The organism is Tenuifilum sp. 4138str (assembly GCF_041102575.1).
GTDB classification, from domain to species: domain Bacteria; phylum Bacteroidota; class Bacteroidia; order Bacteroidales; family Tenuifilaceae; genus Tenuifilum; species Tenuifilum osseticum.
Map to the genome: position 1 here is coordinate 109,073 of NZ_JBGCUE010000006.1, position 26,483 is coordinate 135,555.

Below are 26,483 nucleotides of genomic sequence, written 5' to 3' on the forward strand. Positions count from 1 at the left end.
CAGGCATGAATGTTTTTGTTAATTAAACGACATTGATTCAACATTTAAGATTCTCAAGCCAACTATCAACCATTTACCAAATCACATCGTTTGCACGCGTCTCCTTACACGAGTGTTATTCCAATTCACGAACACCTCTAGGATTATTATTTGCTTGTTGTTAAACATTTCCGTACGTCTATTAATGCTTTTTATAATATTTACCTTTGCAGGCGTTGTGTTTTAAATGCTCAACGTAATTAATGTTTAACTATTTAATCAATCAAACTATGCGTAAAAAAATGTTTTTCAGTAACATGGTAAAGCGATTTACCAAATGGTCGCACAAGGGTTACGGAGTATTTGAAAGTTTTAAAACGGTAGTAACCATCGGGGTATTGCCCTTTTCGTATTGTTTACTTGCCATGCCAATGGCAACGTTTGCACAGCCCGATAGTGTTGCGATAACAAAAAATGTCGATATTGAGGAGGTTGTAGTAAATGCCAGCAAGAAAGCGAGCACCTATTCGGAGCTTACTAGGGTAGTAAGGGTTGTTAACCGCGATGAGTTGGGGCAACTTAAGGCCACCGCGCTTGGCGAGTTGCTTGAGCAGGTGGCGGCAATTGATATCAGGCAGCGTGGAACAAATGGTGTTCAGGCCGACATTAATTTCAGGGGCGGTTCGTTCGATCAGGTTATGGTTCTGCTAAACGGAATCAACATTACCGATCCACAAACTGGACATCATAACCTGAACATCCCCATAAACATTGATGCGGTTGATAGGATAGAAATTCTACAAGGCCCCGGAGCACGTGAGTATGGTGCTGGAGCATTTGCCGGAGCTATTAACATAATCACAAAACCCGATGGCAGCGGTAGAGGTGAACTTTCGTTCTTTGCAGGGGAGTATGGCTTAACCAAGGTTTCGGCTTCGCAAAATATAGGCAGCAAAAATCTTCGTTCGTTTATAGCAACCTCATATGACAGGAGCGACGGGTATATTGAAAATACCGATTTCAAAAACCTGAACGTCTACCTTCATACATCCTATTCATTCAACAAATCAGAACTAAATTTCTTTGCGGGATACCAGGATAAAGGATTTGGCGCTAATAGCTTTTATACCCCAAAGTATCCCAATCAGTATGAGGCAACCAGGGCTATTTTAGGCTCGCTTGGTTTTGATAGAACCTGGAACAATTTTACGGTCAAAGCAGCAGGTTATTACCGTAAACATACCGATAGGTTTGAACTTTTCCGAACCAATCCAGCCTCGTGGTATACCGGCCACAACTACCATGCAACCGATGTTTATGGTGGAAAGCTATCGGTAGGCCGGTTTTATCAATGGGGGAAAACTGAAGCAGGATTTGAGCTGAGACGTGAAGAAATATTGAGCAACAAGTTTGGAAGCCCACTGACCGATTCCGTTATGGTTTGGGGAGAGAAGGTTTACTACAAAAAGGGCGATTCCCGCAATCATTTTTTGGCATACGCCACCCAGGGTTTCTTTTTTGAGCAGTTCTCATTCTCGCTTGGTGGGCAGTATAATCATTCAAATAAGTTTGGCGATATTTGGACTTGGGGTGCCGATTTATCGTACAATCTGTTTAAAAATATTAGACCATTTGCTTCGGTGAATCGTTCGTTTAGGCTCCCAACTTTTACCGATTTGTATTACCAAGGACCTACCAATATTGGCAACCCAAACCTGAAGGCTGAATATGCCACCACATATGAATCGGGTTTAAAATTGAATCAGAATATCCTAAGGGTTGAAATTGCTTTATTTTACAGGCAGGGTACCGACATTATCGACTGGGTAAAGCCAGCAAACGAAACGGTTTGGACAACAGTGAACTATACAAAGCTTAACTCGTGGGGTTCAAATATCAACCTGAGTGTGAATACTAAAAACCTTAATATTTTCACCGATAAGATTACACTATCGTATGCATATACCGAAAGTGAAAAGGATAAAAGCGAACTCGATTCATACTATGTGCTCGATTACCTAAGGCATTGTGTAACATTGAATACACGGCATGCCTTTAAAAACTTATACCTGAATTTGACCCTAAGGTATCAGGACAGAAATGGAGAGTATTTAAAATTTATCGATTCAAATACGTCAATCCCTACTTCATATCCCGATGTTTTCCTAATGGATGTAAGGGCTGGATATGTTTTCAAAAAGGTAAATATCTATTTTGATGTTAATAATATCTTTGGTAATCAATATGTTGACATTGCCAATGTGATACAGCCAGGTCGATGGATTGGGCTTGGAGTTAGTTACAGATTTGATTTATAACATGTAAAAGAGTTTGCATTTTTACTCGTAAATAGATTTATTTGCAGATTCAAACCAAAAACAGCTTCTAAAATGAAGAAAATTGTATTGATTGCTTCATCGCTACTTATTGTCAGCAGTTTAGCTTTGACATCTTGCGGTTCCAAGGCGAGCGATGCCACTAACCAAGAAAAAACTGAATGCTGTGGTGGTCACAGCAAGGAAGAGGGAAAGAGTTGCTGCGACTCAACAAAGGTTAATGCACCAGCCGATAGCACCAAGAATGATGGTTGCTGCAGTGGTAAGGAGCATAAAGAGCCCTGCGATAAACCCTGTGAGCACAAGCACTAATCGTATATAGGTTAAAAGCGAAAAGGCCGTTGATTATGATCAACGGCCTTTCTTTTTTGTTGGTTAGGCTAAAACAGACATAATGAGTGAACAAAACCTGTAATCACTTTACCGCTTTCATAGTCCAGTTCCGATCCAAAAAGGCTGTGAGGGATTGAGAAAATAATAATGGTAACCACTGCTGCAAGTAAAACCATTGCAGGCCTGTTGTTTTTGCGATTAGTAATAAATGCAATTAGCCATGCTGCAAAAGCAATAAGGGTTTTATTATCGGTAAGGTCATAGCCAAAAGGGAAACCTGTCCAGTATGCCCCAAATGCATATTTCTGAACAATAGGGCCAAGGATTAAACCACCTAGAAATAGTAAAGCAAGGCTTACGGTGATATTCCGTTTGTACGACGGGATGTTGAATGTAGCCTGTAAACCTGTTAGGTTCGAGAATAACATGGCTAAGAACATGAATAGTATATGTGGGATTAAGACCCAAGCAGGCACCGGGTCTTTATATCTTATGGTAATAGGATTTTCTTTGAACAAAAACTGGGTGTTAGCACCCTCAACTATTTCAATATAGTATTGGAGTTTTGCAGCAGCAGGCATTTTAGGAAGGTATGCTTCCTGCCGGTTTTCATCAACCGCAAGAAATGGAATCGGTGAAAAATCCTCGTTAACCTTGAATCGCTTGTAATGGAGAGTAGCAATGGCATTTATTGGGAGGTGAAGGGTAATTTTAGTGTCCTTATCGCTTTCCCCGCTACGTATCAGTTTGGATTTATACTCTACACTATCAATTAAATAGCTAACTCGTTTAGGATGGGTAGGCCCCGTGAGGCGTTGATAAACAGCGGCTGCCAGGGTTATTGTGAGCGCCAGGGAAAAAATTAAATATTTTTTCATGGTTAATTGATATTTTTATGGTTAAAGTTCAACAGTTAATTCCATTTCTACTTTATCCCTTACAACCTTAACAGTTGCTTTAGTGCCCGGTTCAAGGGTTGAAAGGGCTTCGGTGTAATCGTAAATATTCTTAATACTTTTCTGATTTATGGCAATAATCAAGTCGCCTACTTTAATGCCAGCAATTTCGGCAGGCTTACCCTCGGTAACGCCAATAACCTTGAGTCCATCATCCGATGCACCACTCACATCGGGCATTATTCCCAGCTTAACTTTAATTTTTGGTGAACGCGATGATGAAATGGAGCGGGTGCTTGATTTTGTAAAGGTGAGGGGTTTTTGCATGGTTGCCAGTTCTCGGGCCAAGCGGTATGTGTAATCGGAAACATTCTGCATACCATCAATGTTGAGTAGTGCTACATCATCGTTTGGGGTATGGTAATCTTTATGTAATCCGGTGTGAATAAAGAAAACAGGTATGTTTTTTGAGTAGAATGAGGCATGGTCTGAGGGGCCAAAGCCATCGGGAACCAGTTTTAGGTTGAAAAGGCTATCGGAATTCAGGGCGTTCAGAATGGAATCGGCCTCAAGGGAGGTTTTTGACCCGTGAACCTCAAGTTCACGGTTGCGTAATCGTCCCACCATATCGAGGTTAATCATAGCCTTTATGTTTTCAACTGGAATGAGAGCAGAGTCAACAAACCGCTGCGAGCCAATAAGTCCTTTTTCTTCGGCTCCAAAAGCCACAAACACAATGCTACGCTTAATTTTTTTCTGTTCCGATGCTAACTTTTGAGCAATTTCAAGCATGGCCACAACACCTGAAGCGTTATCGTCGGCTCCATTATGAACGGCAAGCTGGCCGGGGTTTCTGCTACCCCCCATTTCACCCATTCCTAAATGGTCGTAATGTGCACCAATTACAATGTATTCATTAGCGAGCTTGGGGTCGGTGCCACGGAGCATGGCAACCACATTCTGGGTTTCAATGGAGTTATAAAGTTTTGCTACCTTTCCACATACAGTTATTCCTAAGGGTAGCGAGAGAATCCTATTCTCAGCAATTCTCTGAGCAATAGCGGAGGGCTGGCCAATAGGCGCAATAAGTTTTGCTGAAGCATCGGGCGAAAGAATGAAAATAGGGAGGTTCGGAAGGGAACGGAAATCAACATCAACATACTTTGATAATGTGTCGTTACTTACAATAATAATCCCAGCAGCGCCTTGATTTTTAGCAATTTCTATTGGTTTAGTATTCAAGTAAACGTATTTTGAGTCACCTAATGGATAATAAATTACAGCCCATTTCCTTCGAACCTTGACATTTTCATAGCATGCTACACTATCGCCTTTGCCAACAAATATTGCTTCGGCGCAGAGTGAGTCCGACCCGTTTACAGTAGGTGCTGAAAAATCGCGACTGAACTCAAGCCTCTCATCATTTATCATTAAGCTGGTTTTCTTTTCGAATTCAGGGTTAAAATTCTTAAAGGAAAAGAATTGATACCCTTTTTTGCCTAAAAGGGTTAGGCCGTATTCACGAAACTCGTCGCGGATATACTTAGCTGCAATTTTGTCCTGAACAGTACCTGGTTGCCGCCCCTTTAAACTATCGGAAGCCAGAAAGCTTACGTGGTATAAAAGTTCGTTACTAGTGATATAAGCACTTCGTTTAATCTGGGCGAATAGGGTAGAAGAAACGAATAGCAAGACAACAAGTAAAATCCTTTGCATGATGGTAAAAATTTGTATTGTTAACAATAGAATTCAAATATAGCTTAAATCATCAACTAATTTTTTTATTATTGCTGTCAATTTTGGTACCAATTTTTTAAGCAATGGGAAAAATCAGAATATCAGAGCGGAAGCTAATTCTTTTTACTGTTGGTTTGCTTATAGTGGCAGGAATAGTTCGATTGGGATTTTACAAAGTGGGAGTATGGCTATTCTACTTGGCATTTGTACCAATTATTTTGCATAGATTGAGGTTTTATATTAGGAATGTTAAAAATTTACATAAGGTTGACAGGTATAGGCGGTTCACCTTGGGGTTTATCATTGCTACTATTATCCTAAACCTTTTAGGATTTCAGGATGTTGAGTTTGTGTTGCTTTTTGTTCTGGCCATTGATTACTTGATTGTTATACAAAATCCAAGAGTCCCAGGTGAAAGGGAATAGCGTGGCATACAAGCTTAGCCCATTGTGGCAAAGGGCAATTATAGGTGGGAGTATTTGGGGTGCTCTGGAAATCACATTGGGTTCTGTACTTCACAACCTGATCGTTCCTATGGCTGCAGGAACATTGCTTGCATCGCTTGGTGTATTAACCGTTTCTGCTATTTCGGCACCATCAATTCAGAGAGGATTCTTCTGGCGAGCAGCACTGATTTGTGCCTTACTTAAGTCAGTATCGCCTAGCGCGGTAATTCTACCTCCAATGGTGGGAATTGCACTTGAAGGGGTTCTTATGGAGTTAGGATTACTAATATTGGGCACAAATGTACTTGGACTTTTACTGGGTGGAGGTTTGGCTCTGCTCTCAATTCCGCTTTTTAAAGCTATTAGACTATACATGATTTACGGACAAGGCATTGTTGAATTTTTTAATAGCTTGTTAATCCAATTAACTGGAAGCAATAATGTGATTGTAACCAATCATTTGATTTATACCTTACTGATTATTTATTTGTCCCTTGGTATCATATCGGCATTGATTGGATATAGCCTAGGGAAAAATAATTTGCCCATTGCCATTAATCCAATTGAAATTACAGTTTTTACAAGAGTTGGCAATAATCTAAATTTCAGAACTTATTTACTGTTGATAATCCATATAATTGCCCTTGTGTCATATCTTGCTTTTGCCTCAGCAATGCCTACTTGGTTTGCCATTTTGGGCGGTGGGTTATATTCAACTCTTGTTTTAGCCTTTTATGAAAGGCCCCGAAAAATGCTATTAAAGCCAATTTTTATATTGCCCGTTCTGGCATTTGCTTTTATAATTCCATTAATCACAACCAAGTTAGTCCTGGTTCCAATGTATGGCTCATATATTTTTGTTAGAGCAATCTTTGTTGTTGTAACATTAGCTGCAATTGGAACAGAGTTAGCCAAACCTGCCGTTAGTCAGCTTTTTAGTAGAGGATTTCTAAGTCCGGTTTACCATGCATCAAGCATGGCATTTAATGCCTTACCCATATACCTGGAAGCTTTTGAAAAATCGAAATTTACAGCTTCATCAATGCTTAAAAGTATTCAGGGCGTAATCAATAACTCGAGTTGGTGCGGTAATAGACCAATATTTATCGTTACAGGTGGTTTAGGTGAGGGAAAATCAACCTATTTAGAAAATCTGCTGGAAACTTTAGGGAAGGAAAAAGGCTTGAGTTTTAAGGGATTTATTGCCAGGGGTATAGGTGCGCCACCGCTACGCGAGGGATATAATCTTAGGATAATACCCGAGGGAACCGACTTGATGTTGTGCCGTAGGATTGGAGCTTGTGGTTTGCCTAATAAGTCGTTTGAGTTTAACGATGGGGTTATAGTGAGGTTAACCACTGATTTGGCTGCTATTAATGCCGATGATATATTGGTTATTGATGAGGTTGGCCGAATGGAGCTTTATGGTGAGGTGTGGGCAGGGCTAATAGAGCATCATCTTACAAAAACTAAGAATGTTTTGATACTAACAGTGAGGCGGGAAAACCTAATGCATGTTGTGGAAAGGTGGAACCTAACCGATGCCTACGTATTTGATATTAATAAGGTTGGTGTAACCGATGCTGCAAAGAGCATTAAAAATTTAGTTCTCAGTTACCACGCGGCCAGTTCCCGAAAGTAATGAACGTGAATCAATAATTGAGGGACCGTGGATGGCAGGATAAACAATTACTACATTTTTATCGGAGATTATTTGGATAATGAATGTCAGAGTGTTTTGGATATCGCTATTGTAAGCAATAGTTCCTTTGCGCGCCGATATTATAATTCCTAGAGCGTTATTATCAATACCTTTCATGTGGTTAAAGCATTCTCTAAGGTGATGGGGAGCTTTTTAGTCCGATTGTTTACATGCCCAGCAAACTCAATTTGGTATTCAATGTTTGCCGGATTTGCTCCCGGAATCAATACTTTTTCAGTATCGTATGGTTTAAAACTTACAGTCGGAAAGGCTATGGCATGGTTCCCTGCAGCCCTTTCGGTTACCATTGCACTCACAACACACGAGGCAAAAATCACTACTATAGTGGCGATCAACACATTAATATCCACAATGCCAATCTTGTAACCAGCCAGAATAATTGCTATGCTAGCAGCAGCGTGAGCAGTGCTCAAACCAAAAATTAGTTGCCGATCGAGTGTTTTTAGCTTAAATATTTTTTGAGTGAGGTATGCCGCCAGCCATTTTGAGATTATGGCGAATGATATGAGAATTGCAGATAGTTCAAGCGATTCGTATCCGCTTACAAAAGCTTTCAGGTCAATTAGCATTCCAACGTAAAAAAGAAAGATAGGAATAAATAGGGCGTTTCCAATAAACTCGGTAATTCCAAATACTGTAATGGGCTCACTAATTGGGAGATGAAACCCAAAATTTTCCATTTGAAGTAGGATTAAGTTTTGCGTAAAATACTAAAGGTTAACTTAAAAAAAGCCACCCGGAGGGTGGCTTTTAAATCAATCACTCAAATTATTTGTTTTTTTCGCTGAACTCACGCCCTAACCGGAGTGCCTTAAGGTTTAACTGAACCACATCGTCGCCTTTTCTACCAAAAAGCTGGCGTATTCCTTCTTCGATTTTTTCGAAAGGAATATCGAGGAATAGCGAGGCAGCGCCAAGCATTACTATGTTTGAAGCTTTTGTTGAGCCTGCTTCCTTAGCAATGGCATCGGCATCAATAGCAATGTGGTTCTTTACAGCTTTTATTTTAGATAGTATATCGTCGATGTTGGGGTAATCGGGAATGTTGTTAAAGGGGGTAACATTGGTTACCAACCATCCTGTTTGGGCCAAAAAGGGTAAATACCTGAGGCCCTCCATGGGCTCAACAGAAATAATCATATCGGCTTTGCCAGCCGGAATGAGGTCGGAGGCAATTGGCTTATCGGATATTCGAAGGTGCGATTGCACGTCGCCGCCACGTTGGCTCATACCGTGCACCTCGGATTGTTTGATGTAGAGATTGCTGTTTACGGCGGCAAGTCCAATGGCTGCTGCAATGGAAAGTATTCCCTGTCCGCCTACGCCTGCAAGTATTATGTCGTTTTTCATGATTGAAGTCGTTTTATGTTACTCATTAGTCTCTTTCTTCTCAGCCTTTTTGCGTCGGGCAAAGGTCTGGATACATTCACGCTGAGGAATAATAACCGAAACGCCATTGTAAGCCAGCTCTTCCTTAATGATTTTCACGTTCTCTTCGTGATTTTTCTTTAAGGGGGTTACAACCCTTATGTGGTCAGGGTGAACGCCAATTCCTTTACATATTTCAACAATTCGTCCGGTAGCCGAAGAGTGCTGGCCTCCGGTCATTCCGGTTGTTGAGTTGTCAGAAATAATAACTGTGATGGGCGAGTTCTCTACAACAGCGTCCAAAAGGCCAGTCATTCCGCTATGTGTAAATGTTGAATCGCCAATAACAGCAACCGCTGGAACAAGACCTGCATCGGCAGCACCTTTAGCCATGGTAATGGAGGCTCCCATATCAACACAGGAGTTGATAGCATTATATGGAGGCAGCGCACCAAGGGTGTAGCAACCAATATCGGAGAAAACCCTTCCCGTTCCGTATTCCTTTAGTGCCTCATTCAAATCCTCGTAAACATCCCTATGCCCACAACCCTGACAGAGTGATGGGGGACGGTTTTTTACAACCTCGGGCACAGGCTCCCCCTCAGTAACCGTTAGCCCAAGGGCTTTGGCAACAATGTTGGGGTTAAGTTCGCCATCGCGGGGTAATGTTCCATCAAGTCGTCCGTGAATGGTTTTGCCAATGTTTAGGAAACCTTTTATCATTTCCTCAACAAGGGGGTATCCTTCCTCAAGTATCAAAAGCTTACTGCAGCTATTATAGAGTTCAGTAACCTGTTTGCGAGGTATTGGGTATTGGCAAATTTTAAGAACCGGATGTGGACATTTATGGTCAGGGAAATTCTCGATAAGGTAATTGTAAGCTATGCCAGTTGTTATTATACCTAAACTTTTATCGGTTCCCTCAATCATCTGGTTATAGGCCGATTTTTCAGACTCAAGTTCCATTGCAGTTTGGGAAACCAGCAGTTTTTTGTAGTTCTTGCGAGCAATGGAGGGAAGCAAAACAAACTGGCGTGGATCCGATGGCAGTCGGAGTTCATTTTGGGGTCTCGACTCGCGACGCTGAACCCCGGCTCTTGAGTGAGCCATGCGTGTAGTAATACGCATTAATACAGGAACGTTAAGCCTCTCGGATAGTTCAAATCCGAAATATGCCATATCGTAAGCCTCCTGTTGGTTCGATGGTTCCAGAATGGGAATCATTGAGAACTTACCGTAAAAGCGTGAATCCTGCTCATTCTGTGAGGAGTGCATCGATGGGTCATCGGCTGAAACCACAATTAGTCCACCGTTAACCCCGGTAATGGAGGCATTAATAAAAGCATCGGCGGCTACGTTAAGCCCAACATGCTTAAAACAAACCATGGCCCTTTTACCGGCATACGACATACCGATGGCGGCCTCCATGGCAGTTTTCTCGTTAGCTGACCATTGCCTGTGAATATTCAATTCGGCTGCTTGCTTTGAGGCTTGCACGTATTCCATTATTTCGGTTGATGGGGTGCCAGGATAAGCGTATATCCCTGAAAGCCCTCCATCAATTGCGCCTTGCGCTATCGCTTCGTCGCCTAACAGTAGTAACTTGTTGTTATTCATATAGTTAATGTGTTTCTTGTTATTTTGCTTGGTTTGAAAATAGAGTATTAAATCCTTAAGTGATAAATAATAAGTTTATAGACCGCCAAAACGCTTTAAAAAGCCAACATTCAATGCTACATTATGCAGGTAGTAAATAAAACTTACATCCATTAAACTTACAATTTGTAATTGATGCTGGTTAATCAATTTAATGTTGTTAGCAAAAATACAAAAAACAATAATTGCAATAAAGTAAAATGCTGAAAAATATAAAATATTGTAATTGAGTGGTTATTCAATAATTGTTGCAATAATTTTTCGACTCCCGCCGTGTTTTCGGAACTCACAAAGGTATATTCCTTGCCACGTTCCCAGGTTTAATCTTCCGTTAGTTATGGGTATAGATATCGATGTTCCTACAACTGTGGTTTTAATGTGTGCTGGCATATCGTCATCGCCTTCCAGGTCGTGCTTAAAGTATGGCTCCATGGGGTAGTGCCTGTTAAAGAAAGCATTCAGGTCAGTTCTAACGCTGGGGTCTGCATTCTCATTGATGCTCAGCGCCGCTGATGTATGCTTAATGAATAGGTGAAGTAAACCTACCTGTGGTAGTTCAGGTAGTTGGTTTACTATTTCTGCAGTTACCAGATGAAAACCTTGGGGGTAAGGTCTAAGCACTATTTCTATCTGTTTTATCATACTACATCAACCTTTTAATGTGTTGGTGAATGAAATCGAAAGCCCAGTTCTCAATGTCATCTCTTAGGGTATCGTAGGCTTTACGGGTAAGCGAATCGTCACTCTCAGTAGCTTTAGGGCTGTCGAAATGAAATACATATAGGTTTTTATATTGCAGATTACTGCTTGCAGTTTTTGCTACCTTGTTATCTAAAACCAGAACAATGTCGAATTCCTTATCGGTAAGTGAGTTAAGGCTTTTGGGTTGATGCTTGGTTATATCAATTACTGCATCCATCATGCTTTGAGCTGCGTTAAGGTCAAGTTGTGTAGGTTCAATTCCTGCGCTGGTTACATTTGCAGCACCACGAGCATAGTATTTAAACCAACCTTCGGCCATGGCCGAACGGCAGGCGTTGTTTTGCGAAACTATAAGTATTTCCTTCATCCTTTTTCAGTTATGATTTTCCGAGCATAACAAAAAACACAATAAAGGTAAAGATTTTGAGTTTATGGTTTACGATGTTTGGTTCGATTACTACCTTTGGGGTTAAATTTCCAATGGCTAAATGAGCGTAAAACCGCCATATTACATCTTTCTATGTGTTTTGGTGATATTTATCACCGGTTTTGCGTCGCTACATGCTCAGGAGCGAAGGGTGAAGATATCTGGCATTGTTAAGGATACGCTTAATATGCCTATACCCTCGGCAAGCGTTATTATTGTAGGAAGTTCTTTAGGTGTTTCAACCGACGATGAGGGGCGCTTCTCAATCACAGTAACCGATATTGATACAATTTCTATTAGGTTTTCGTGCCTGGGATACCAAACACAGGAAATGAATGTTAAAGCTGAAAGGGGTAAGTTCCTTGAGGTAATTTTAAAACCATCGGAAGAGCATATTGAAGGGGTTTACGTTCGTTCGCAGCAACGGAAGGTGGGAAACATTGAGCGCATTAGAATTGATGGATTAAAAACGTCCCCGAATGTGTCGGGCGGGTTGGAGTCACTGGTAAAGCTTTTGCCCGGGGTTTCATCGTCCAATGAGCTGAGCTCACAGTATAGTGTAAGAGGAGGGAATTTTGATGAAAATTTGGTTTACGTTAACGATGTTGAGGTTTACAGGCCTTTCCTGATTCGCTCAGCTCAGCAGGAGGGTTTAAGTTTCATAAACCCCGATATGGTTGGGGCGGTTGAGTTCTCATCGGGTGGGTTTACGGCTGAATTTGGCGATAAGATGTCGTCGGTGCTTAATGTGCGTTACCGTGAGCCTAAAGCAAATGCGTTAAGGGTCAGTGCCGGTTTGCTGGGTGCCTCGGCAACCCTGGAAGGAGTTGCCATTGGCAACTCGCTTACCTACATGTCAGGGATGCGCTATAAGACATCGCGTTATATACTCAACTCGCTGGAAACCAAAGGCGATTACACCCCTTCGTTCTTCGATTGGCAAGGCATAGCAAACTATAAAATCTCCGAGAGGATTACCATTGGGCTGTTGGGCAATGTGGCCATAAACCGTTTCGACTTTCAGCCAAGGGTGCGTGAAACCCGTTTTGGTGTTTTTAACAACACCCTTCAGCTTAAAATTTACTACGATGGTCAAGAGAAAGACAGGTATTTATCGTCAATGGCTGCCTTAATTACTGCAATTAGGGTAACCTCCAATTTTAATGTCAAGGTAATTGGGTCATCATATTACTCAAACGAACGGGAAACATACGATTTGCTTGGGCAGTATTTCCTGAATGAGCTCGATAACTCCATGGGATCAAAAACCTATGGCGATAGCCTGATAAATGTTGGGATTGGAGGATTTCTGGATCATGCCCGTAACCATATCAACCTTAAAGTTCAAAGCTTAAACCTGCTTGGCGATATGTGGTTCGGTAAAAGCCTAACTAAATTGGGGGTGCAGTTGCAGCGCGAAGCTTTAAGTGATGAGCTCCTGGAGTGGGGATTGGTTGATTCATCGGGATACGCTATACCCTACACAGGCTCACAGGTTGGGCTTGATAGATTTTTTGGGGCAGCATCAACCATTGAGTCGTACCGCGCATTAGGGTTTGCTCAGGCCGATTTACACTTTAACGTTGGAAATTGGCAGTATAGAACTAATGTGGGATTCAGGGTAAGCCACTGGAGCTTTAACAAGGAAATTCTTTTTAGCCCCCGCTTAGCACTCAGCTTTAATCATTCAAACTATAGGAGTTTACAGTATCACCTTTCGTTTGGGTATTACTTTCAACCTCCCTTTTATAGGGAGATTCGTTTGGCTAGCGGTGAGCTAAATAGGAACATCAAAGCGCAACAATCCATTCATGCACTTGCAGGAGCCGAGTATTACTTTACAGCTTGGAGCCGACCATTCCGAATGAGCATAGAGTTCTATAATAAGTGGCTAAACCGTTTAATACCATACTCAGTTGATAACGTTCGTTTGCGTTACTCCGGCGAAAACATGGCAAGGGGATACGCACGAGGAGCCGACCTAAAGATAAATGGTGAGCTGGTTTCCGGAGCCGAATCGTGGCTCAGCCTTTCGATTCTCAAAACAAAGGAGGATAATCTTTACGACTCATATATCGATGAAGGTGGGAATACGGTTTACCCCGGATACTATTTCCGCCCTACCGATCAAACCTTTTCCGTTAGTTTATTTTTGCAGGATTACCTGCCTGGCGATAAAAGCTTTAGGGTTAACCTTACCGGGGTATACGGCAGTGGCTTGCCAATGTTGGATAGCTCCGTTCCTGATCAGAAAAGCTTTAGGATGCCATCGTACAAGAGGATTGATGTTGGATTCACAAAATCCTTTATTGACAATGGGAAACGACTGGTGGGTAATTTAAAAATTGCTAACCTCTCAGTAGGGGTCGATATTTTTAATCTTTTCAACTTTAACAATACGGTTTCCTATTTGTGGGTGCAAACTGTAGCCAACCAGGAGGGTAACTCGTATCGGTTTGCCGTGCCCAACTATCTAACTTCGCGCAGAGTTAATGTTAGGTTTCAAATGAATTTTTAGCATTACCTCTAGAATAAACGGGGGTAATCCTGATCGAATTTGTTTAAAATTTTTGAGATGATTGCCTCACGCAGGAACTTTGATTTGTTCCTTACCTTATACCGCTTGCAGTAGTGGTTAATGGCTTCTAACTCGCTGGTGTTAAACAGTATCTCTTTTCTATGAACCCGTTTTAGTTTTTCGGTATTGAACCCTCTACGTCGGCTATTCATCGGTTAAATGACTTTTTTTGCAAATAAACCAACTTTTTTCCTCGGTTTTCATTATTGGTTCAAACAGTTATCAAAAAGTTTTTAACAACTGCTATATGTAAACCTCTTTAATACTTTAGCTTGTAGCAAATTAGTTCCTTTTTGCCATTTAACTCACATTGTTCTATTTTGATTATTTCCGAAAACGTTTTAAATTTAGGATTTATTAACATAACCTTAGTCATTATAACCATACGTTATGCTGCAGAACCATAACAATAACCTTGGTTTAGGCTATCCTTTTAACATTAGGCATTTTCTGTCGAACCTAAACCGATACTATAAGGCAGGATTTTGGTTTTGGGATTCAAACACCAATAGAATTCATTTGGGGAAAAAGTTTGTTAATGCTTTGGGCTTTAAGGAATCCGATAATGATAACATTCCCCTTGATGATTTTTTCAAATTAGTTCATAAAGATGATAAAAAGGCCCTGGAAAAATCGTTCCAGAGGTTAAGACATAGTTCTGCCTTACACCAGGAGTTGGATTTTAGATTAAAGATTCGTGAGGAGTGGCAGCATAAGAGGATTTTTGCATTTACCGTTAAGGATAACCCCAATGCAAACAGTTACTACATTATTGGTCAGTTCAGAAATGTTGACCCGGGCAAGAGTGATATAAATACCCATGATGTGTCCATTACATTCGAACGTTTTGCCAACCTACTACAAAAGCATCAGCTTGCTTTGCTTGAGATTGATTTGAATGGCACCGTTGTGAACTGGAACAAAAGTACCACAAGGCTTTTTCAGTTCGATTCAGAGAACACACAATCAGTTTCGCTTAAGGAAGGCTTTGCCGATGATACCTGGAAAAAATTTCAGGAGTGGTTGCTGAGTGGTTCAGGGAAGCCTTTTACCTCAGTCTATAGAAATATCAGTGGAAACGAGTTTAATCTAAGCTGGTCAAAACTTGCCGATAATCCTCAAGATAAAAAAAGATTTATAGTAGCAGCACGCGATATTAGTCAGCTTGTTGAGTTTCAAAACCAAATTAAAAGACATGATTTTCAGAATGAGATAATATCATTGTTCTTCTCTCAGATTAAAGGGCAAACAACACCCGATGAGATTTTCCTACTGCTTGGACAAACCATTGAAAAGGCTTTCCCTAAATCAATATCCATCGTTTTTTCCTACAGTGCCGACGATAGCTTTGTTACGCTGGAATCAATTTTTGGGGTAAAGACCAAAGCGTGGGATACTTTTATTGATGAGCTGGGTTGGAACCCGGTTGGCCGTAGGCTTTTTATTGAAAAGGATAAACTTGCCACCTTAATTTCGGCCAACGTACAGGAGAACATTATTCCCTTCAATGAGCTGCTTGATGGCATAGTATCGGCAACAACCTTTAAAATATTTGAGCGAACCTTCAAGATAGGCAAGAGCTACATTTCCTGGATTGTTAAGGACGACAAACTGTTTGGTGGAATAATATTATTTCAAACACCCGATTCTGAACCGATTGATACACAATTCTTGAATAGAATGTCGGTGGTAGCCTCAACGGTTATCGATATGAGTAAAGCGAATATGGATTCCTGCCAAATGGTTGATGGGTTAAAAAAACAGCTTGCCGAGAAGTATGAGCTATTAACATACATCAATCACAGCATAAGAACCCCGCTTAACTCTATAATTGGGTTTAGCAGTATGCTCGATTTTACTGAGCTAGACAAGTCGCTGCAAACCGAATACCTTAGAATTATTCAAAACCAAAGCAAATCGCTGTTGGACCTCACCAATGAATTACAGGATTTTGTCAGAATTAGTACTGGGGCGCTCACAGTTATTAAAACCAAGCAAAATGTAAATGACTTTTTTCATGAACTAAAAGCAAATATCGATTTTCGATTGGGGTTGCTGGAACTATACAACATAAAGGTTAACTATACGATTCCTGAAAATACCGATTTTCTTGAACTCTACATTGATTCCGGGCGTTTAAATCAGGCACTAAGCATCTATTTCATTCAATTCATAAAATTCATTCAAACCGGAAGCCTAAATATTGGATATTCAATTGAGGATGATAAGATTAAGATTTTTATTCATGAAGGGGATTCATCAATTGATTCAAAAATACGAACATTATTTACTGATGACTTAAAAGCCTTACTAAACGGAACCTATAGCCATTCTTCCCATTTCAACATATTGTTGGCCAACAGGCTATTAACCTTACTTGAGGGTGAAGTGGATATAATCAACGACGGCAAGTTAAAGTTTGAGGTGAAATTTGGTTTAATTGCTAACGAGACCCAGCTCCAAGCCGATGAACTAAACGAAGAACAAGCCATAAAGAGAGTTGAATTCAAGAATAGTGTAGTTCTAATTGTTGAAGATGAAGAGGTTAACTATTTAATCCTAAACGAACTTCTGACGGCATGGGGGGTGTCAACCATTTGGGCTAAAAATGGTAGAGAAGCAGTGGATTTAGTAAGCTCGCTTAACCAAGGCATTAACCTCATCCTTATGGATATTAGGATGCCAGTTATGGATGGTTATGCAGCAACTATGGAAATAAAACAAGTTAATTCTGCTATTCCTGTTGTGGCCCAAACAGCCTTTTCGGCGCCACAGGAGCGTTTAAAAGCTCAGGCAGCTGGATGTAATGGTTACATCACAAAACCCATCGACCCCAACATTTTACACCATGTTCTTGAAATGTATTTAGCCTGAATCATTGCAATAAGCTATTTTTGTAACCCATTCCGAGTTTAACATTAAAAAGATATGACTTTAACCATTCAGGAGAGATTAAGTCTACTCCGAAAGCAAATGAAAAAGGCTGATGTAGATGCCTACATTGTCCACCATAGCGATCCACATCTTAGTGAGTATATTCCAGACTACTGGAAGGAACGCGAATGGCTGTCGGGGTTTACAGGTTCTGCTGGTACCTTAGTGGTTACCCTAAAAAACGCTGCCCTGTGGACTGACTCAAGGTATTTTATCCAAGCCGAAATGCAGCTAAGTGGCACTGGCATAGAGCTGTGTAAAATTGGTATGCCCGAAACGCCTGACATTCAATCGTGGTTGGCGCTTAACCTTAAGCAATACTCAACAGTTGCTTGCAATGGACTGCTCATCTCACTCTCCAATCAAAGAGTCCTTAACGAGAACTTAAAAGCAAAAAAGTTCAAAGTAAGGTTCGATATCGATTTAGTGAGTAAAATTTGGGACGATAGGCCTACCATACCTCAGCAAAAAGTTTTTGTTCATACTGCTGAATTCGCCAAGGTTTCCGTACAGGAGAAACTGGGAAGAATAAGGAAAGAGCTACTGGTACGAAACGCTACAGCTTACCTGATGTGCGCACTCGATGAGATATGCTGGACTTTTAATATTAGGGGTGCCGATATTTCGTACAATCCTGTTTTTCTTGCATACGCAATTGTTGACGATGATAAAGCAACGCTATATGTTGATGAAAACAAGCTAACCGATGAGGTTATACAATTCCTTGCCAATGAGCAGGTATCAGTAAAGCCTTACAGTAAAATATTCGACAAGTTAGCAAAGCTTAAAAAGAAGGATGTACTGGTATTAGACCCTGCCAAGGTTAACTTCTCAATTTACTCTGCAATACCAGGTAACACTAAAGTTATTGAAACAACTGGTTTGGCAACCCAAATTAAGGCCCGAAAACAACCTGTTGAGGTTGAGGGTATTAACGATGCAATGGTGCAGGATGGAATTGCCATGGTTGAGTTCCTGTACTGGTTGGAGCAGAATGTTAAATCGGGTAAGGTCACTGAGATTACTGTTGCCGAAAAGTTACTGGAATTTAGGAGCAAACGCAGGAATTTTATCAGTGAGAGTTTTGGAAGTATTGTAGGATACGCCGATCATGGGGCTATAGTGCATTACAGTGCAACTCCTCAAACTAGCTACACCATCAAACCTGAAGGTTTCCTATTGGTTGATTCCGGTGGACAATACCTCAATGGCACTACCGATATTACCCGCACCATTCACCTTGGTAACCCAACCCCTCAGGAGAAGCGTGATTTCACGCTTGTTTTGCAGGGTATGGTAGGGCTTTCTATGGCAAAGTTCCCTAAGGGTACTAGGGGTTCACAGCTCGATACTTATGCCCGAATGGCATTATGGAGTCAGGGGCTAAACTATGGGCACGGAACAGGGCATGGTGTTGGATACTTCTTGAATGTGCATGAGGGGCCGCAACAGATTAGACCGGAAAATCATCTTCCCATTGAGCCCGGTATGGTTATGTCCAATGAACCCGGTTTATACCGACCCAATGCCTATGGCATTAGAATTGAAAACCTGATTGTTTGCGTTGAGGATGAAACAAACGACTTTGGTTCATTCCTACGTTTCGATACCCTTACCCTTTGTCCAATTGATACCAAAGCCATTGACCTTGATATGCTAACCGTTCAGGAGCGAGAGTGGTTAAACCATTACCATCAGTTGGTTTACTTTAAGCTGTCGCCACACCTGGCAGCTGAGCATGAAAAATGGCTAAAAGAAATTACAAAACCCTTATAGGAAAATAAAGAAGGCTGTCATTTACTGACAGCCTTTTAACTATTCACCAATAATCTTAACCAGAACCCTTTTTCGGCGTTTGCCATCGAATTCACCGTAGAAAATTTGTTCCCAGGGACCAAAATCGAGTTTGCCATTGGTAACAGCAACAACCACTTCGCGTCCCATAATGGTTCGTTTTAGGTGTGCATCGGCATTATCTTCAAACCCGTTGTGTTTGTACTGTGAGTAAGGTTTTTCGGGTGCAAGCTTTTCGAGCCATACTTCAAAATCGTGGTGCAAGCCACTTTCATCGTCGTTGATGAATACGCTCGATGTAATGTGCATGGCGTTTACCAGGCATAGTCCTTCCTTAATTCCGCTCTCGGCTAGGCAAACTTCAACATCGCGTGTAATATTGATATACTCACGCCGATTCCGTGTCTCGAACCATAGTTCTTTGCGATACGATTTCATTGCTATTTGAGGTTAAGCTCTGCTACAATAGTTTCAATCTTTTTGTCGAGTTTTGCCAGTGCCATGTCAATATCATCGTTTGCAGCCATAGTGCCTTTAACACCTATGTAGAATTTTATTTTGGGTTCAGTCCCCGATGGGCGAACCGATACTTTGGTACCATCGGCAGTGATGAACTGCATTACATCGGATTTTGGCTGGTTTGTATGCTTTTCCTTTCCGGTATGAACATCTACAAAAACTTGATTTTGGTAGTCGATAATGGAAGTTACCTTTGAACCGCCAATGTTTTGTGGGGGTTTACTACGAAAAGCATCCATCATGGCTTTAATCTCTGTTAAGCCATCTATTCCCTTACGGGTAAGCGAGATCAAATGCTCTTTGTACAGTCCATATTCCCTGTAAATATCGCTCAAAATATCGTACAGGGTTTTGTTCTGGCTTTTAGCCCAAGCCGCAATCTCGGCAAACATGGCGCAGCTGATTACCGCATCTTTATCGCGGACAAAATCGCCATACAGGTAACCGTAACTCTCCTCGCCACCGGCGATGAATTTCTTTACCCCTTCAAATTCGCGAATTTTTTCGGCAATATATTTGAATCCGGTGAGCACCTCGTAGCAATCAACCCCAAATCCATGAGCGATGGAACTAATTAGGTCAGTGGTTACAATTGTTTTAACCACGAACTCATTACCGGTAATGCGGTTATGTTCATGCCACTTTTTGAGAATATAGTAGATAAGAATTGATGCGGCTTGATTACCGTTAAGCAGGGTAAACTCGCCGTTTGGCTTTCTAATCCCAATTCCAACACGGTCGGCATCGGGGTCGGTGGCCATGGCAATCTCAGCATTTGTTTTAATTGCTTTGTCAATTGCCATTTGCATAGTAGCACGTTCCTCGGGGTTTGGCGATGCTACTGTTGGAAAATTACCATCAACCACGCATTGCTCATCAACGGTGATAATATTTTTAAAGCCAAATTTGCGAAGTGCCATGGGTACAAGGTTTACACCTGTTCCGTGAATTGGGGTGTAAACAATAGGCATATCGCGATACTTTTCGATGATATCCGAAAGTGAAAGCGTTGAAAGCGTATTCAGGTAAATTTCATCTAACTCCCTACCAATTTTGACAATTAGGTTATCGTTCCCTTTAAAGTTAACCTGCTCAATGCTTGAAATAGACTTAACTTCACTGATTATTCCCTTGTCGTGGGGTGGAACAATTTGACCACCATCTTCCCAGTAAACCTTATAGCCGTTGTATTCCTTTGGATTGTGCGATGCAGTTACAACAATTCCACACTGGCACTTGAACGTTCTAATTGCGAAGCTAAGTTCTGGTGTTGGTCTAAGGGCGTCGAACAGGTAAACCTTTATGCCATTGGCACTTAGAACCTGTGCTGCCACATTGGCGAATAGGGTGCTGTTGTTCCGGGAGTCGTGTGCAATGGCGGCCCGTATTTCAGGTAGATGTTTAAAGTTGTTTTTCAGGTAGTTACATAAACCCTGGGTGGCCATGCCAACAGTATATATGTTCATTCTATTTGTGCCAACACCCATAATTCCACGTAAACCGCCTGTACCAAACTCCAAATCGCAGTAAAACGATTCGGTTAGCTCCTTGGGGTCTTGCTCAATCATCTGGGCAACCCTTGCCCTGGTTTCCTCATCAAAAGGTGGATTAAGCCATTGCTTGGCTTTTTCCATTATTTCCTTTTCAACCATATTGTAGTATTTTTTAGTGTTTTACCTTAAGTATTCCTGTAAGCATTTTACTAAGCTTTGCCTCCAGTGTGGGATTTCCATTTCCAGCAAGTTAGTAATTTTTTGCTTATTCAACACGCTATACTGAGGTCGAATTGCTTTAGTGGGGTAGTCACTGGTTGTAATGGGGGTTATTTTTGTAGTAAGCCCAGCCTGTTTGATGATTTCGTAAGCAAAATCGTACCAGCTGCAAACTCCCTGGTTGGAAAAATGGAAGATTTCCGGTGTGAATAACCTCTCGGGTGACTCAGCGATTCGTAGAATTGCATATGCAAGATCGTTGGCAAGGGTAGGGGTCCCTGTTTGGTCAAAAACCACTCTAAGCTCAGGGCGTTCCTTTCCGTACTTTAGCATGGTTTTCATGAAGTTGTTACCGTAAGCCGAGTATAACCACGATGTTCTGATTACCATTGTATTGCCAAGTGCCATAGACCTTAGTTCCCCCTCAAGCTTACTTTTTCCGTAAACCGATTGTGGGTTTACCTTATCGGTTTCAACGTAGGGGACATTGGACTTACCATCAAAAACATAGTCGGTTGAAATATGTATCAGCTTAACACCCATTAATTTGCATTGTTCGGCGAGGTTTGCGGGTGCATCGGCATTCAGGGCAAATGCCTTGTCTTCTTCATCCTCGGCCTTATCTACTGCCGTATAGGCTGCACAGTTCACAACAACATTAGGTGCATACTTTTTAAGTGCCAGTTGAACCGATTCCTTGCTACATATATCGGTTTCTTCTATATCGGTATAAAAAATAGCTAAATCTGGAAAAATACTTGATTCCTTTTTAATGACAGTTCCTAGCTGACCGTTTGCTCCGGTTACAAGAATTTTCATGGTAGTTAGTAGGTTGAACCAAAAACAAAGTTTAGCTCGGCATCCTTCATTGCCGGGTGAACATTATCCTTAGCCGATACAATGGCCTGCTCCATAGGAATTTTCCAATCAATCCCAATCTCAGGATCGTTGTACCGAATACCCCTGTCAGCTTCAGGGTTATAGTATTGATCGCACTTGTAGCTAACTATAGCAAAATCGCTTAGAACGGCAAAGCCGTGTGCAAAACCCTTTGGAATCAACAGTTGATATTTATTATCATCGGAGAGTTCAACACCAACATATTGCCCAAATGTGGGGGAATTCTTTCTGATATCAACCGCCACATCAAATATTCTACCGGCAACAACCCTAACCAGTTTGGTTTGTGAGTAAGGCGAAAGCTGATAATGCAGACCCCGGATTACATTTTTTCTTGAGTACGATTCGTTATCCTGAACAAAATTGATTTCAATTCCCATTTTTTTGAAGGCATCTACATTGTGACTTTCGAAAAAATAACCCCTGTGGTCAGTAAAAACCTTAGGTTTAATAATCAGCACATCGGGAATTTGGGTTGGCTCAATAGTCATACTGAAATATTTTAAAGGTAAACTTTTTCGTTTGCAATTCTGTAAAGGTATTGCCCGTACTGGTTGTTTGCCAGGGCTTCGGCAAGTTTTAGCAGTTGTTCCTTTGAGATAAATCCATTTCGGTAAGCAATTTCTTCGAGGCAAGCAACCTTAAGACCCTGTCTGTCCTCAATGGTTTGAATGAAGTTTGATGCCTGAAGCAAGCTTTCATGGGTTCCGGTATCGAGCCAGGCCATACCTCGTCCCATTATTTTAAGGTTTAGCCTACCCTCATTTAGGTAGAGTCTGTTCAGATCGGTAATTTCTAGTTCACCCCTTTTGGAAGGTTTAAGCGATTTTGCCTTTTCTACCACATCGTTGCTGTAGAAGTAAAGCCCCGTAACGGCAAAGTTCGATTTGGGGTTTTCGGGCTTTTCCTCTATGCTTAATACTTTCCCTGTTTCATCAAACTCAGCAACACCATACCGATGCGGATCTTTAACGTAGTAGCCAAAAACTATAGCGCCATCGTTCAGCTTGGCGCTTTCCTTAAGCAGCTCGCTAAGATTTCCGCCGTAAAAAATATTATCGCCCAATACAAGGCAAACGCTATCGGTACCAATAAAGTTTTCACCAATTATAAAGGCTTGAGCCAAACCATCGGGTGATGGTTGAATGGCATACTGAATATTTAAACCCAATTGCGAACCATCGCCAAAAAGATCTTGATACAGGTGTATATCTTTTGGTGTTGAGATAATGAGTATATCCTTAATCTGTGCCAGCATTAGCACCGATAAGGGGTAGTAAATCATTGGTTTATCGTAAATGGGAATGATTTGCTTTGAAATGCTTTTGGTTATTGGGTATAACCGTGTTCCGGCTCCTCCTGCTAAAATTATTCCTTTCATGGTGTTTTTTTTAACTAATCAGTTTTTAAAAAATTACACAAAAATAGGCTTTGGCATCAGCTTCACAAAATTATAATTACAGCTGTTGTTTAAAATATTCAATGGTTTTTGTTAATCCATCATCAATATTCACCTTTGGTGTCCATTTTGGAAGGATTTTTCGGGCAACTTCCATATCGGGCTTTCGCTGCTTTGGGTCGTCAACAGTGGCAGTTTTGTATACTATTTCCGATTTGCTCTCTGTTAGCGCAACAATCTTTTTAGCTAGGTCAATTATTGTATATTCCTCAGGGTTACCTATGTTTATTGGTCCGGTAACATTATCAGGGGTATTCATCAACATAATGAGAGCGTCAACTAAATCGTCAATATACATAAAGCTACGGGTTTGAGAGCCATCGCCGTAAATGGTTATGTTTTGGTTGGTTAGGGCCTGAACGGTAAAATTTGATATAACTCTGCCGTCGGATAAACTCATCCTTGGGCCGTAAGTGTTGAAAATACGAGCAATCTTGATTTTAACGCCATTTTGCATATGGTAATTTACAAACAGGGTTTCGGCGCAGCGTTTGCCCTCATCGTAACAGGCCCTTGGCCCAATGGGGTTTACATTGCCCCAGTAATGCTCAGGTTGGGGATGAATCTCAGGATCGCCGTAAACCTCGCTGGTTGATGCCTGTAATATTTTAGCTTTTACTCTTTTTGCCAGCCCCAGCATGTTAATTGCACCCATTACCGATGTCTTAATGGTTTTAATGGGGTTTTGCTGGTAGTATATTGGCGAGGCAGGGCAGGCCAGGTTGTAAATTTCGTCAACCTCGGCATAGTAGGGAACGGTAACATCGTGCCTAACCAACTCAAAGTATGGGTTAGCCAGCAAATGCACAATATTTTGCTTGTTCCCGCTGAAGTAGTTGTCGAGGCAAATTACTTCGTTACCCTCGGAAAGCAACCGCTCACAAAGGTGGGAACCAATAAAGCCTGCTCCCCCTGTAACCAATACTCGTTTTCGCATGTTCAAAAGCATTTACTTTACCAAAAGTAGGTAATTTCGGCCATATTTGATACAAATGATCCAAACTTGTTGATATACATTTAAAAATAATTGGGTAAATTTGATTTTATTTTAGAAAGTTATGTATTTTTGCAAGTTGAATTTTATCTACAAATAATGTCTAACAAATTAACAATCTGAAAGTTAATGACAATGAATGACGAAATGGCCAAAGAGGCTTTAAAGGATCAAAGTGCTGGAATACCCGATTTTGACTGGACATCTTACGCAGATGATCATGCCTACGATCAAAACCAGCGCAAAGAACTTGAAAAAGTTTACGATCAAACCCTTTCAACCGTAGCCGAGAATGAGGTGGTTGAAGGTACTGTAGTTGCAATTACAAAACGTGAAGTTTTTGTAAACATCGGCTACAAATCCGAAGGTGTAATAAGCATCAACGAATTCCGTTACAACCCCGATTTGAAGGTTGGCGACAAGGTTGAAGTTTATGTTGAAAGCTCCGAGGATAAAAAAGGTCAGCTTGTGCTTTCGCACAAAAAAGCTCGTGTAATGCGTTCATGGGAACGTGTTAATGAGGCCTTTGACAAAAATGAAATTATTAAGGGTTACATCAAGTGCCGTACTAAGGGCGGTATGATTGTGGATGTATTTGGTATTGAGGCATTCCTTCCCGGTTCACAAATTGATGTTAAACCTATCCGCGACTACGACGTATTTGTAGGAAAGGTAATGGAGTTCAAGGTTGTAAAAATCAACCACGAGTACAAGAACGTTGTTGTATCGCATAAAGCGCTTATTGAGGAAGAACTCGAACAGCAAAAGAAAGATATTATTGCTAAGCTCGAAAAGGGTCAGGTTCTTGAGGGTACCGTTAAAAATATTACCAGCTATGGTGTATTCATCGACCTTGGCGGCGTAGACGGACTTATTCACATCACTGACCTTTCCTGGGGCCGTGTTAACCACCCCGAAGAGGTTGTGCAGCTTGACCAGAAGCTTAACGTGGTAATTCTCGATTTTGACGACGATAAGAAACGTATTGCACTTGGTCTCAAGCAGCTCACTGCTCATCCTTGGGATTCGCTCGATCCAAACCTTAAGGTTGGCGACAAGGTTAAAGGTAAGGTTGTTGTTATTGCCGACTATGGTGCATTCGTTGAGATTGCCCCTGGCGTTGAGGGCTTAATTCACGTTTCTGAAATGTCGTGGAGTCAGCACCTACGCAGTGCTCAGGAGTTCCTGAAAGTAGGCGATGAGGTTGAAGCTGTTATCCTAACTCTCGATCGTGAAGAGCGCAAGATGTCGCTTGGTATCAAACAGCTCAAACCGGATCCCTGGACAAGCATTGAAGAGAAGTACCCTGTTAACTCCAAGCACAAGGCAAAAGTTCGCAATTTCACTACTTTTGGAGTGTTTGTTGAGTTAGAGGAAGGTGTTGATGGCTTAATCCACATTTCTGACCTTAGCTGGACCAAAAAGATCAAGCATCCTGCTGAATTCACCAATATTGGCGATGAAATTGAGGTGGTTGTTCTTGAAATCGACAAGGAAAACCGTCGCTTAAGTCTTGGTCACAAGCAGCTTGAGGAAAACCCATGGGATGTTTTTGAGACCATTTTCACCGTTGACTCCGTTCATGAAGGTACAATAGTTGAAATTTTCGACAAAGGCGCTGTAATTGCCTTACCTTACGGTGTTGAAGGTTTCGCTACTCCTAAACATTTGGTAAAGGAAGATGGTTCAACTGCTAAGGTTGACGAGAAATTAGCCTTTAAGGTTTTGGAATTCAACAAGAGCGCTAAACGTATAATCGTTTCGCATAGCCGTACTTTTGAGGATGAGAAGAAGGTTGAAGAGAAAGCAGAAAAAAAATCTAAGGCCTCTTCCGCACAAAAAGTTGTAAAAAAGTTGAATTCTAACATAGAAAAGACTACCTTAGGGGATATTTCTGAGCTGCAAGCTCTGAAGTCGGAACTCGAGGCAAATCAGAAAAAATCTGATTCCAAGAGCGAAGAGTAATAATTGAGTTGCGAAAGTTTAACCA

The 26,483-nt window shown here is 41.3% G+C and carries 23 protein-coding genes; 8 read left to right on the top strand and 15 right to left on the bottom strand.

Translation table 11 applies throughout. The features are described from left to right. Positions 1-281: 281 nt before the first annotated feature. On the top strand, positions 282-2,297 hold the full coding sequence (locus AB6811_RS07515) for a TonB-dependent receptor (RefSeq protein WP_369489834.1): 2,016 nt from the start codon (positions 282-284) through the stop codon (positions 2,295-2,297). Between the two features lie 72 nt (positions 2,298-2,369). Beyond that, positions 2,370-2,627 carry a hypothetical protein gene (locus AB6811_RS07520; protein ID WP_369489835.1) on the top strand — a complete coding sequence of 86 codons (258 nt, stop codon included), beginning with the start codon at positions 2,370-2,372 and terminating at the stop codon, positions 2,625-2,627. A gap of 68 nt (positions 2,628-2,695) precedes the next feature. Here AB6811_RS07520 and AB6811_RS07525 read toward each other — a convergent pair whose 3' ends face one another. After that, positions 2,696-3,526 (bottom strand): hypothetical protein, encoded by an 831-nt coding sequence (locus tag AB6811_RS07525; RefSeq protein ID WP_369489836.1) that lies wholly within the window; start codon positions 3,524-3,526, stop codon positions 2,696-2,698. Between the two features lie 21 nt (positions 3,527-3,547). After that, entirely contained in the window at positions 3,548-5,260 is a 1,713-nt protein-coding gene (locus AB6811_RS07530; protein ID WP_369489837.1) for a M20/M25/M40 family metallo-hydrolase, read from the bottom strand. A 104-nt stretch (positions 5,261-5,364) separates the two neighbouring features. Here AB6811_RS07530 and AB6811_RS07535 point away from each other — a divergent pair, with 104 nt between their 5' ends. Together AB6811_RS07535 and AB6811_RS07540 are read left to right on the top strand one after the other, a co-directional pair. Then, positions 5,365-5,706 (top strand): hypothetical protein, encoded by a 342-nt coding sequence (locus AB6811_RS07535; protein ID WP_369489838.1) that lies wholly within the window; start codon positions 5,365-5,367, stop codon positions 5,704-5,706. Next, positions 5,693-7,369: a nucleoside-triphosphatase gene (locus AB6811_RS07540; protein WP_369489839.1), complete on the top strand. Its 1,677-nt coding sequence runs from the start codon at positions 5,693-5,695 to the stop codon at positions 7,367-7,369. The genes AB6811_RS07535 and AB6811_RS07540 overlap by 14 nt, the downstream gene beginning before the upstream one ends. Here AB6811_RS07540 and AB6811_RS07545 read toward each other — a convergent pair. The 6 genes from AB6811_RS07545 to AB6811_RS07570 all read right to left on the bottom strand — a co-directional run bounded on the left by AB6811_RS07545 (position 7,331) and on the right by AB6811_RS07570 (position 11,543). Next, the gene (locus AB6811_RS07545; protein WP_369489840.1) at positions 7,331-7,546 is read right to left on the bottom strand and encodes a hypothetical protein; all 216 of its coding nucleotides are present in this window, start codon (positions 7,544-7,546) and stop codon (positions 7,331-7,333) included. The two genes, AB6811_RS07540 and AB6811_RS07545, sit on opposite strands and share 39 nt — an antisense overlap. Continuing rightward, positions 7,543-8,130, bottom strand: a complete 588-nt coding sequence (locus AB6811_RS07550; RefSeq protein WP_369489841.1) for a cation:proton antiporter domain-containing protein — start codon at positions 8,128-8,130, stop codon at positions 7,543-7,545. Before AB6811_RS07550 ends, AB6811_RS07545 begins: the two co-directional genes overlap by 4 nt. An 88-nt stretch (positions 8,131-8,218) precedes the next feature. Then, positions 8,219-8,800: an indolepyruvate oxidoreductase subunit beta gene (locus AB6811_RS07555; RefSeq protein ID WP_369489842.1), complete on the bottom strand. Its 582-nt coding sequence runs from the start codon at positions 8,798-8,800 to the stop codon at positions 8,219-8,221. Between the two features lie 18 nt (positions 8,801-8,818). Beyond that, positions 8,819-10,435, bottom strand: a complete 1,617-nt coding sequence (locus AB6811_RS07560) for a thiamine pyrophosphate-dependent enzyme (protein WP_369489843.1) — start codon at positions 10,433-10,435, stop codon at positions 8,819-8,821. Positions 10,436-10,708: 273 nt separating this feature from the next. After that, positions 10,709-11,116, bottom strand: a complete 408-nt coding sequence (locus tag AB6811_RS07565; protein ID WP_369489844.1) for a secondary thiamine-phosphate synthase enzyme YjbQ — start codon at positions 11,114-11,116, stop codon at positions 10,709-10,711. 1 nt (position 11,117) lies between these two features. After that, positions 11,118-11,543 carry an arsenate reductase/protein-tyrosine-phosphatase family protein gene (locus AB6811_RS07570; protein ID WP_369489845.1) on the bottom strand — a complete coding sequence of 142 codons (426 nt, stop codon included), beginning with the start codon at positions 11,541-11,543 and terminating at the stop codon, positions 11,118-11,120. A 121-nt stretch (positions 11,544-11,664) separates the two neighbouring features. Between AB6811_RS07570 and AB6811_RS07575 the strand changes: the two genes are divergently transcribed. Then, complete coding sequence (locus tag AB6811_RS07575) at positions 11,665-14,121, top strand: TonB-dependent receptor (RefSeq protein ID WP_369489846.1); 2,457 nt, start codon at positions 11,665-11,667, stop codon at positions 14,119-14,121. A gap of 8 nt (positions 14,122-14,129) precedes the next feature. On the opposite strand, the gene AB6811_RS07580 is transcribed toward AB6811_RS07575, so the two are convergent. After that, entirely contained in the window at positions 14,130-14,333 is a 204-nt protein-coding gene (locus tag AB6811_RS07580) for a hypothetical protein (RefSeq protein WP_369489847.1), read from the bottom strand. Positions 14,334-14,571: 238 nt separating this feature from the next. Between AB6811_RS07580 and AB6811_RS07585 the strand changes: the two genes are divergently transcribed. Together AB6811_RS07585 and AB6811_RS07590 are read left to right on the top strand one after the other, a co-directional pair. Continuing rightward, the gene (locus AB6811_RS07585; RefSeq protein ID WP_369489848.1) at positions 14,572-17,055 is read left to right on the top strand and encodes a response regulator; all 2,484 of its coding nucleotides are present in this window, start codon (positions 14,572-14,574) and stop codon (positions 17,053-17,055) included. 54 nt (positions 17,056-17,109) lie between these two features. Next, positions 17,110-18,891: an aminopeptidase P family protein gene (locus AB6811_RS07590; protein WP_369489849.1), complete on the top strand. Its 1,782-nt coding sequence runs from the start codon at positions 17,110-17,112 to the stop codon at positions 18,889-18,891. Between the two features lie 39 nt (positions 18,892-18,930). Here the strand turns inward: AB6811_RS07590 and AB6811_RS07595 are convergent, their stop codons facing one another. The 6 genes from AB6811_RS07595 to AB6811_RS07620 form a co-directional block, all read right to left on the bottom strand. Beyond that, a complete protein-coding gene (locus AB6811_RS07595; RefSeq protein ID WP_369489850.1) occupies positions 18,931-19,347 on the bottom strand; it encodes a secondary thiamine-phosphate synthase enzyme YjbQ in 417 nt (138 codons plus the stop codon). A gap of 2 nt (positions 19,348-19,349) precedes the next feature. Further along, entirely contained in the window at positions 19,350-21,080 is a 1,731-nt protein-coding gene (locus AB6811_RS07600; RefSeq protein ID WP_369489851.1) for a phospho-sugar mutase, read from the bottom strand. Positions 21,081-21,101: 21 nt separating this feature from the next. After that, positions 21,102-21,959 carry a dTDP-4-dehydrorhamnose reductase gene (gene rfbD / locus AB6811_RS07605; protein WP_369489852.1) on the bottom strand — a complete coding sequence of 286 codons (858 nt, stop codon included), beginning with the start codon at positions 21,957-21,959 and terminating at the stop codon, positions 21,102-21,104. A 5-nt stretch (positions 21,960-21,964) separates the two neighbouring features. After that, on the bottom strand, positions 21,965-22,531 hold the full coding sequence (gene rfbC, locus AB6811_RS07610; protein ID WP_369489853.1) for a dTDP-4-dehydrorhamnose 3,5-epimerase: 567 nt from the start codon (positions 22,529-22,531) through the stop codon (positions 21,965-21,967). Positions 22,532-22,542: 11 nt separating this feature from the next. Continuing rightward, a complete protein-coding gene (gene rfbA, locus AB6811_RS07615; protein WP_369489854.1) occupies positions 22,543-23,421 on the bottom strand; it encodes a glucose-1-phosphate thymidylyltransferase RfbA in 879 nt (292 codons plus the stop codon). A 76-nt stretch (positions 23,422-23,497) separates the two neighbouring features. Further along, positions 23,498-24,436 carry a UDP-glucuronic acid decarboxylase family protein gene (locus AB6811_RS07620; protein ID WP_369489855.1) on the bottom strand — a complete coding sequence of 313 codons (939 nt, stop codon included), beginning with the start codon at positions 24,434-24,436 and terminating at the stop codon, positions 23,498-23,500. A 186-nt stretch (positions 24,437-24,622) separates the two neighbouring features. Between AB6811_RS07620 and rpsA the strand changes: the two genes are divergently transcribed. Next, on the top strand, positions 24,623-26,458 hold the full coding sequence (gene rpsA / locus AB6811_RS07625; RefSeq protein ID WP_369489856.1) for a 30S ribosomal protein S1: 1,836 nt from the start codon (positions 24,623-24,625) through the stop codon (positions 26,456-26,458). Positions 26,459-26,483 lie beyond the last annotated feature (25 nt).

Excerpts from the sequence above, each read along its gene's own strand:
- AB6811_RS07515 (WP_369489834.1), top strand. The coding sequence starts at position 282 with ATGTTTTTCAGTAACATGGTAAAGCGATTTACCAAATGGTCGCACAAG.
- AB6811_RS07520 (WP_369489835.1), top strand. The coding sequence starts at position 2,370 with ATGAAGAAAATTGTATTGATTGCTTCATCGCTACTTATTGTCAGCAGT.
- AB6811_RS07525 (WP_369489836.1), bottom strand. The coding sequence starts at position 3,526 with ATGAAAAAATATTTAATTTTTTCCCTGGCGCTCACAATAACCCTGGCA.
- AB6811_RS07530 (WP_369489837.1), bottom strand. The coding sequence starts at position 5,260 with ATGCAAAGGATTTTACTTGTTGTCTTGCTATTCGTTTCTTCTACCCTA.
- AB6811_RS07535 (WP_369489838.1), top strand. The coding sequence starts at position 5,365 with ATGGGAAAAATCAGAATATCAGAGCGGAAGCTAATTCTTTTTACTGTT.
- AB6811_RS07545 (WP_369489840.1), bottom strand. The coding sequence starts at position 7,546 with ATGAAAGGTATTGATAATAACGCTCTAGGAATTATAATATCGGCGCGC.
- AB6811_RS07550 (WP_369489841.1), bottom strand. The coding sequence starts at position 8,130 with ATGGAAAATTTTGGGTTTCATCTCCCAATTAGTGAGCCCATTACAGTA.
- AB6811_RS07555 (WP_369489842.1), bottom strand. The coding sequence starts at position 8,800 with ATGAAAAACGACATAATACTTGCAGGCGTAGGCGGACAGGGAATACTT.
- AB6811_RS07560 (WP_369489843.1), bottom strand. The coding sequence starts at position 10,435 with ATGAATAACAACAAGTTACTACTGTTAGGCGACGAAGCGATAGCGCAA.
- AB6811_RS07565 (WP_369489844.1), bottom strand. The coding sequence starts at position 11,116 with ATGATAAAACAGATAGAAATAGTGCTTAGACCTTACCCCCAAGGTTTT.
- AB6811_RS07570 (WP_369489845.1), bottom strand. The coding sequence starts at position 11,543 with ATGAAGGAAATACTTATAGTTTCGCAAAACAACGCCTGCCGTTCGGCC.
- AB6811_RS07575 (WP_369489846.1), top strand. The coding sequence starts at position 11,665 with ATGAGCGTAAAACCGCCATATTACATCTTTCTATGTGTTTTGGTGATA.
- AB6811_RS07580 (WP_369489847.1), bottom strand. The coding sequence starts at position 14,333 with ATGAATAGCCGACGTAGAGGGTTCAATACCGAAAAACTAAAACGGGTT.
- AB6811_RS07585 (WP_369489848.1), top strand. The coding sequence starts at position 14,572 with ATGCTGCAGAACCATAACAATAACCTTGGTTTAGGCTATCCTTTTAAC.
- AB6811_RS07590 (WP_369489849.1), top strand. The coding sequence starts at position 17,110 with ATGACTTTAACCATTCAGGAGAGATTAAGTCTACTCCGAAAGCAAATG.
- AB6811_RS07595 (WP_369489850.1), bottom strand. The coding sequence starts at position 19,347 with ATGAAATCGTATCGCAAAGAACTATGGTTCGAGACACGGAATCGGCGT.
- AB6811_RS07600 (WP_369489851.1), bottom strand. The coding sequence starts at position 21,080 with ATGGTTGAAAAGGAAATAATGGAAAAAGCCAAGCAATGGCTTAATCCA.
- rfbD (WP_369489852.1), bottom strand. The coding sequence starts at position 21,959 with ATGAAAATTCTTGTAACCGGAGCAAACGGTCAGCTAGGAACTGTCATT.
- rfbC (WP_369489853.1), bottom strand. The coding sequence starts at position 22,531 with ATGACTATTGAGCCAACCCAAATTCCCGATGTGCTGATTATTAAACCT.
- rfbA (WP_369489854.1), bottom strand. The coding sequence starts at position 23,421 with ATGAAAGGAATAATTTTAGCAGGAGGAGCCGGAACACGGTTATACCCA.
- AB6811_RS07620 (WP_369489855.1), bottom strand. The coding sequence starts at position 24,436 with ATGCGAAAACGAGTATTGGTTACAGGGGGAGCAGGCTTTATTGGTTCC.
- rpsA (WP_369489856.1), top strand. The coding sequence starts at position 24,623 with ATGACAATGAATGACGAAATGGCCAAAGAGGCTTTAAAGGATCAAAGT.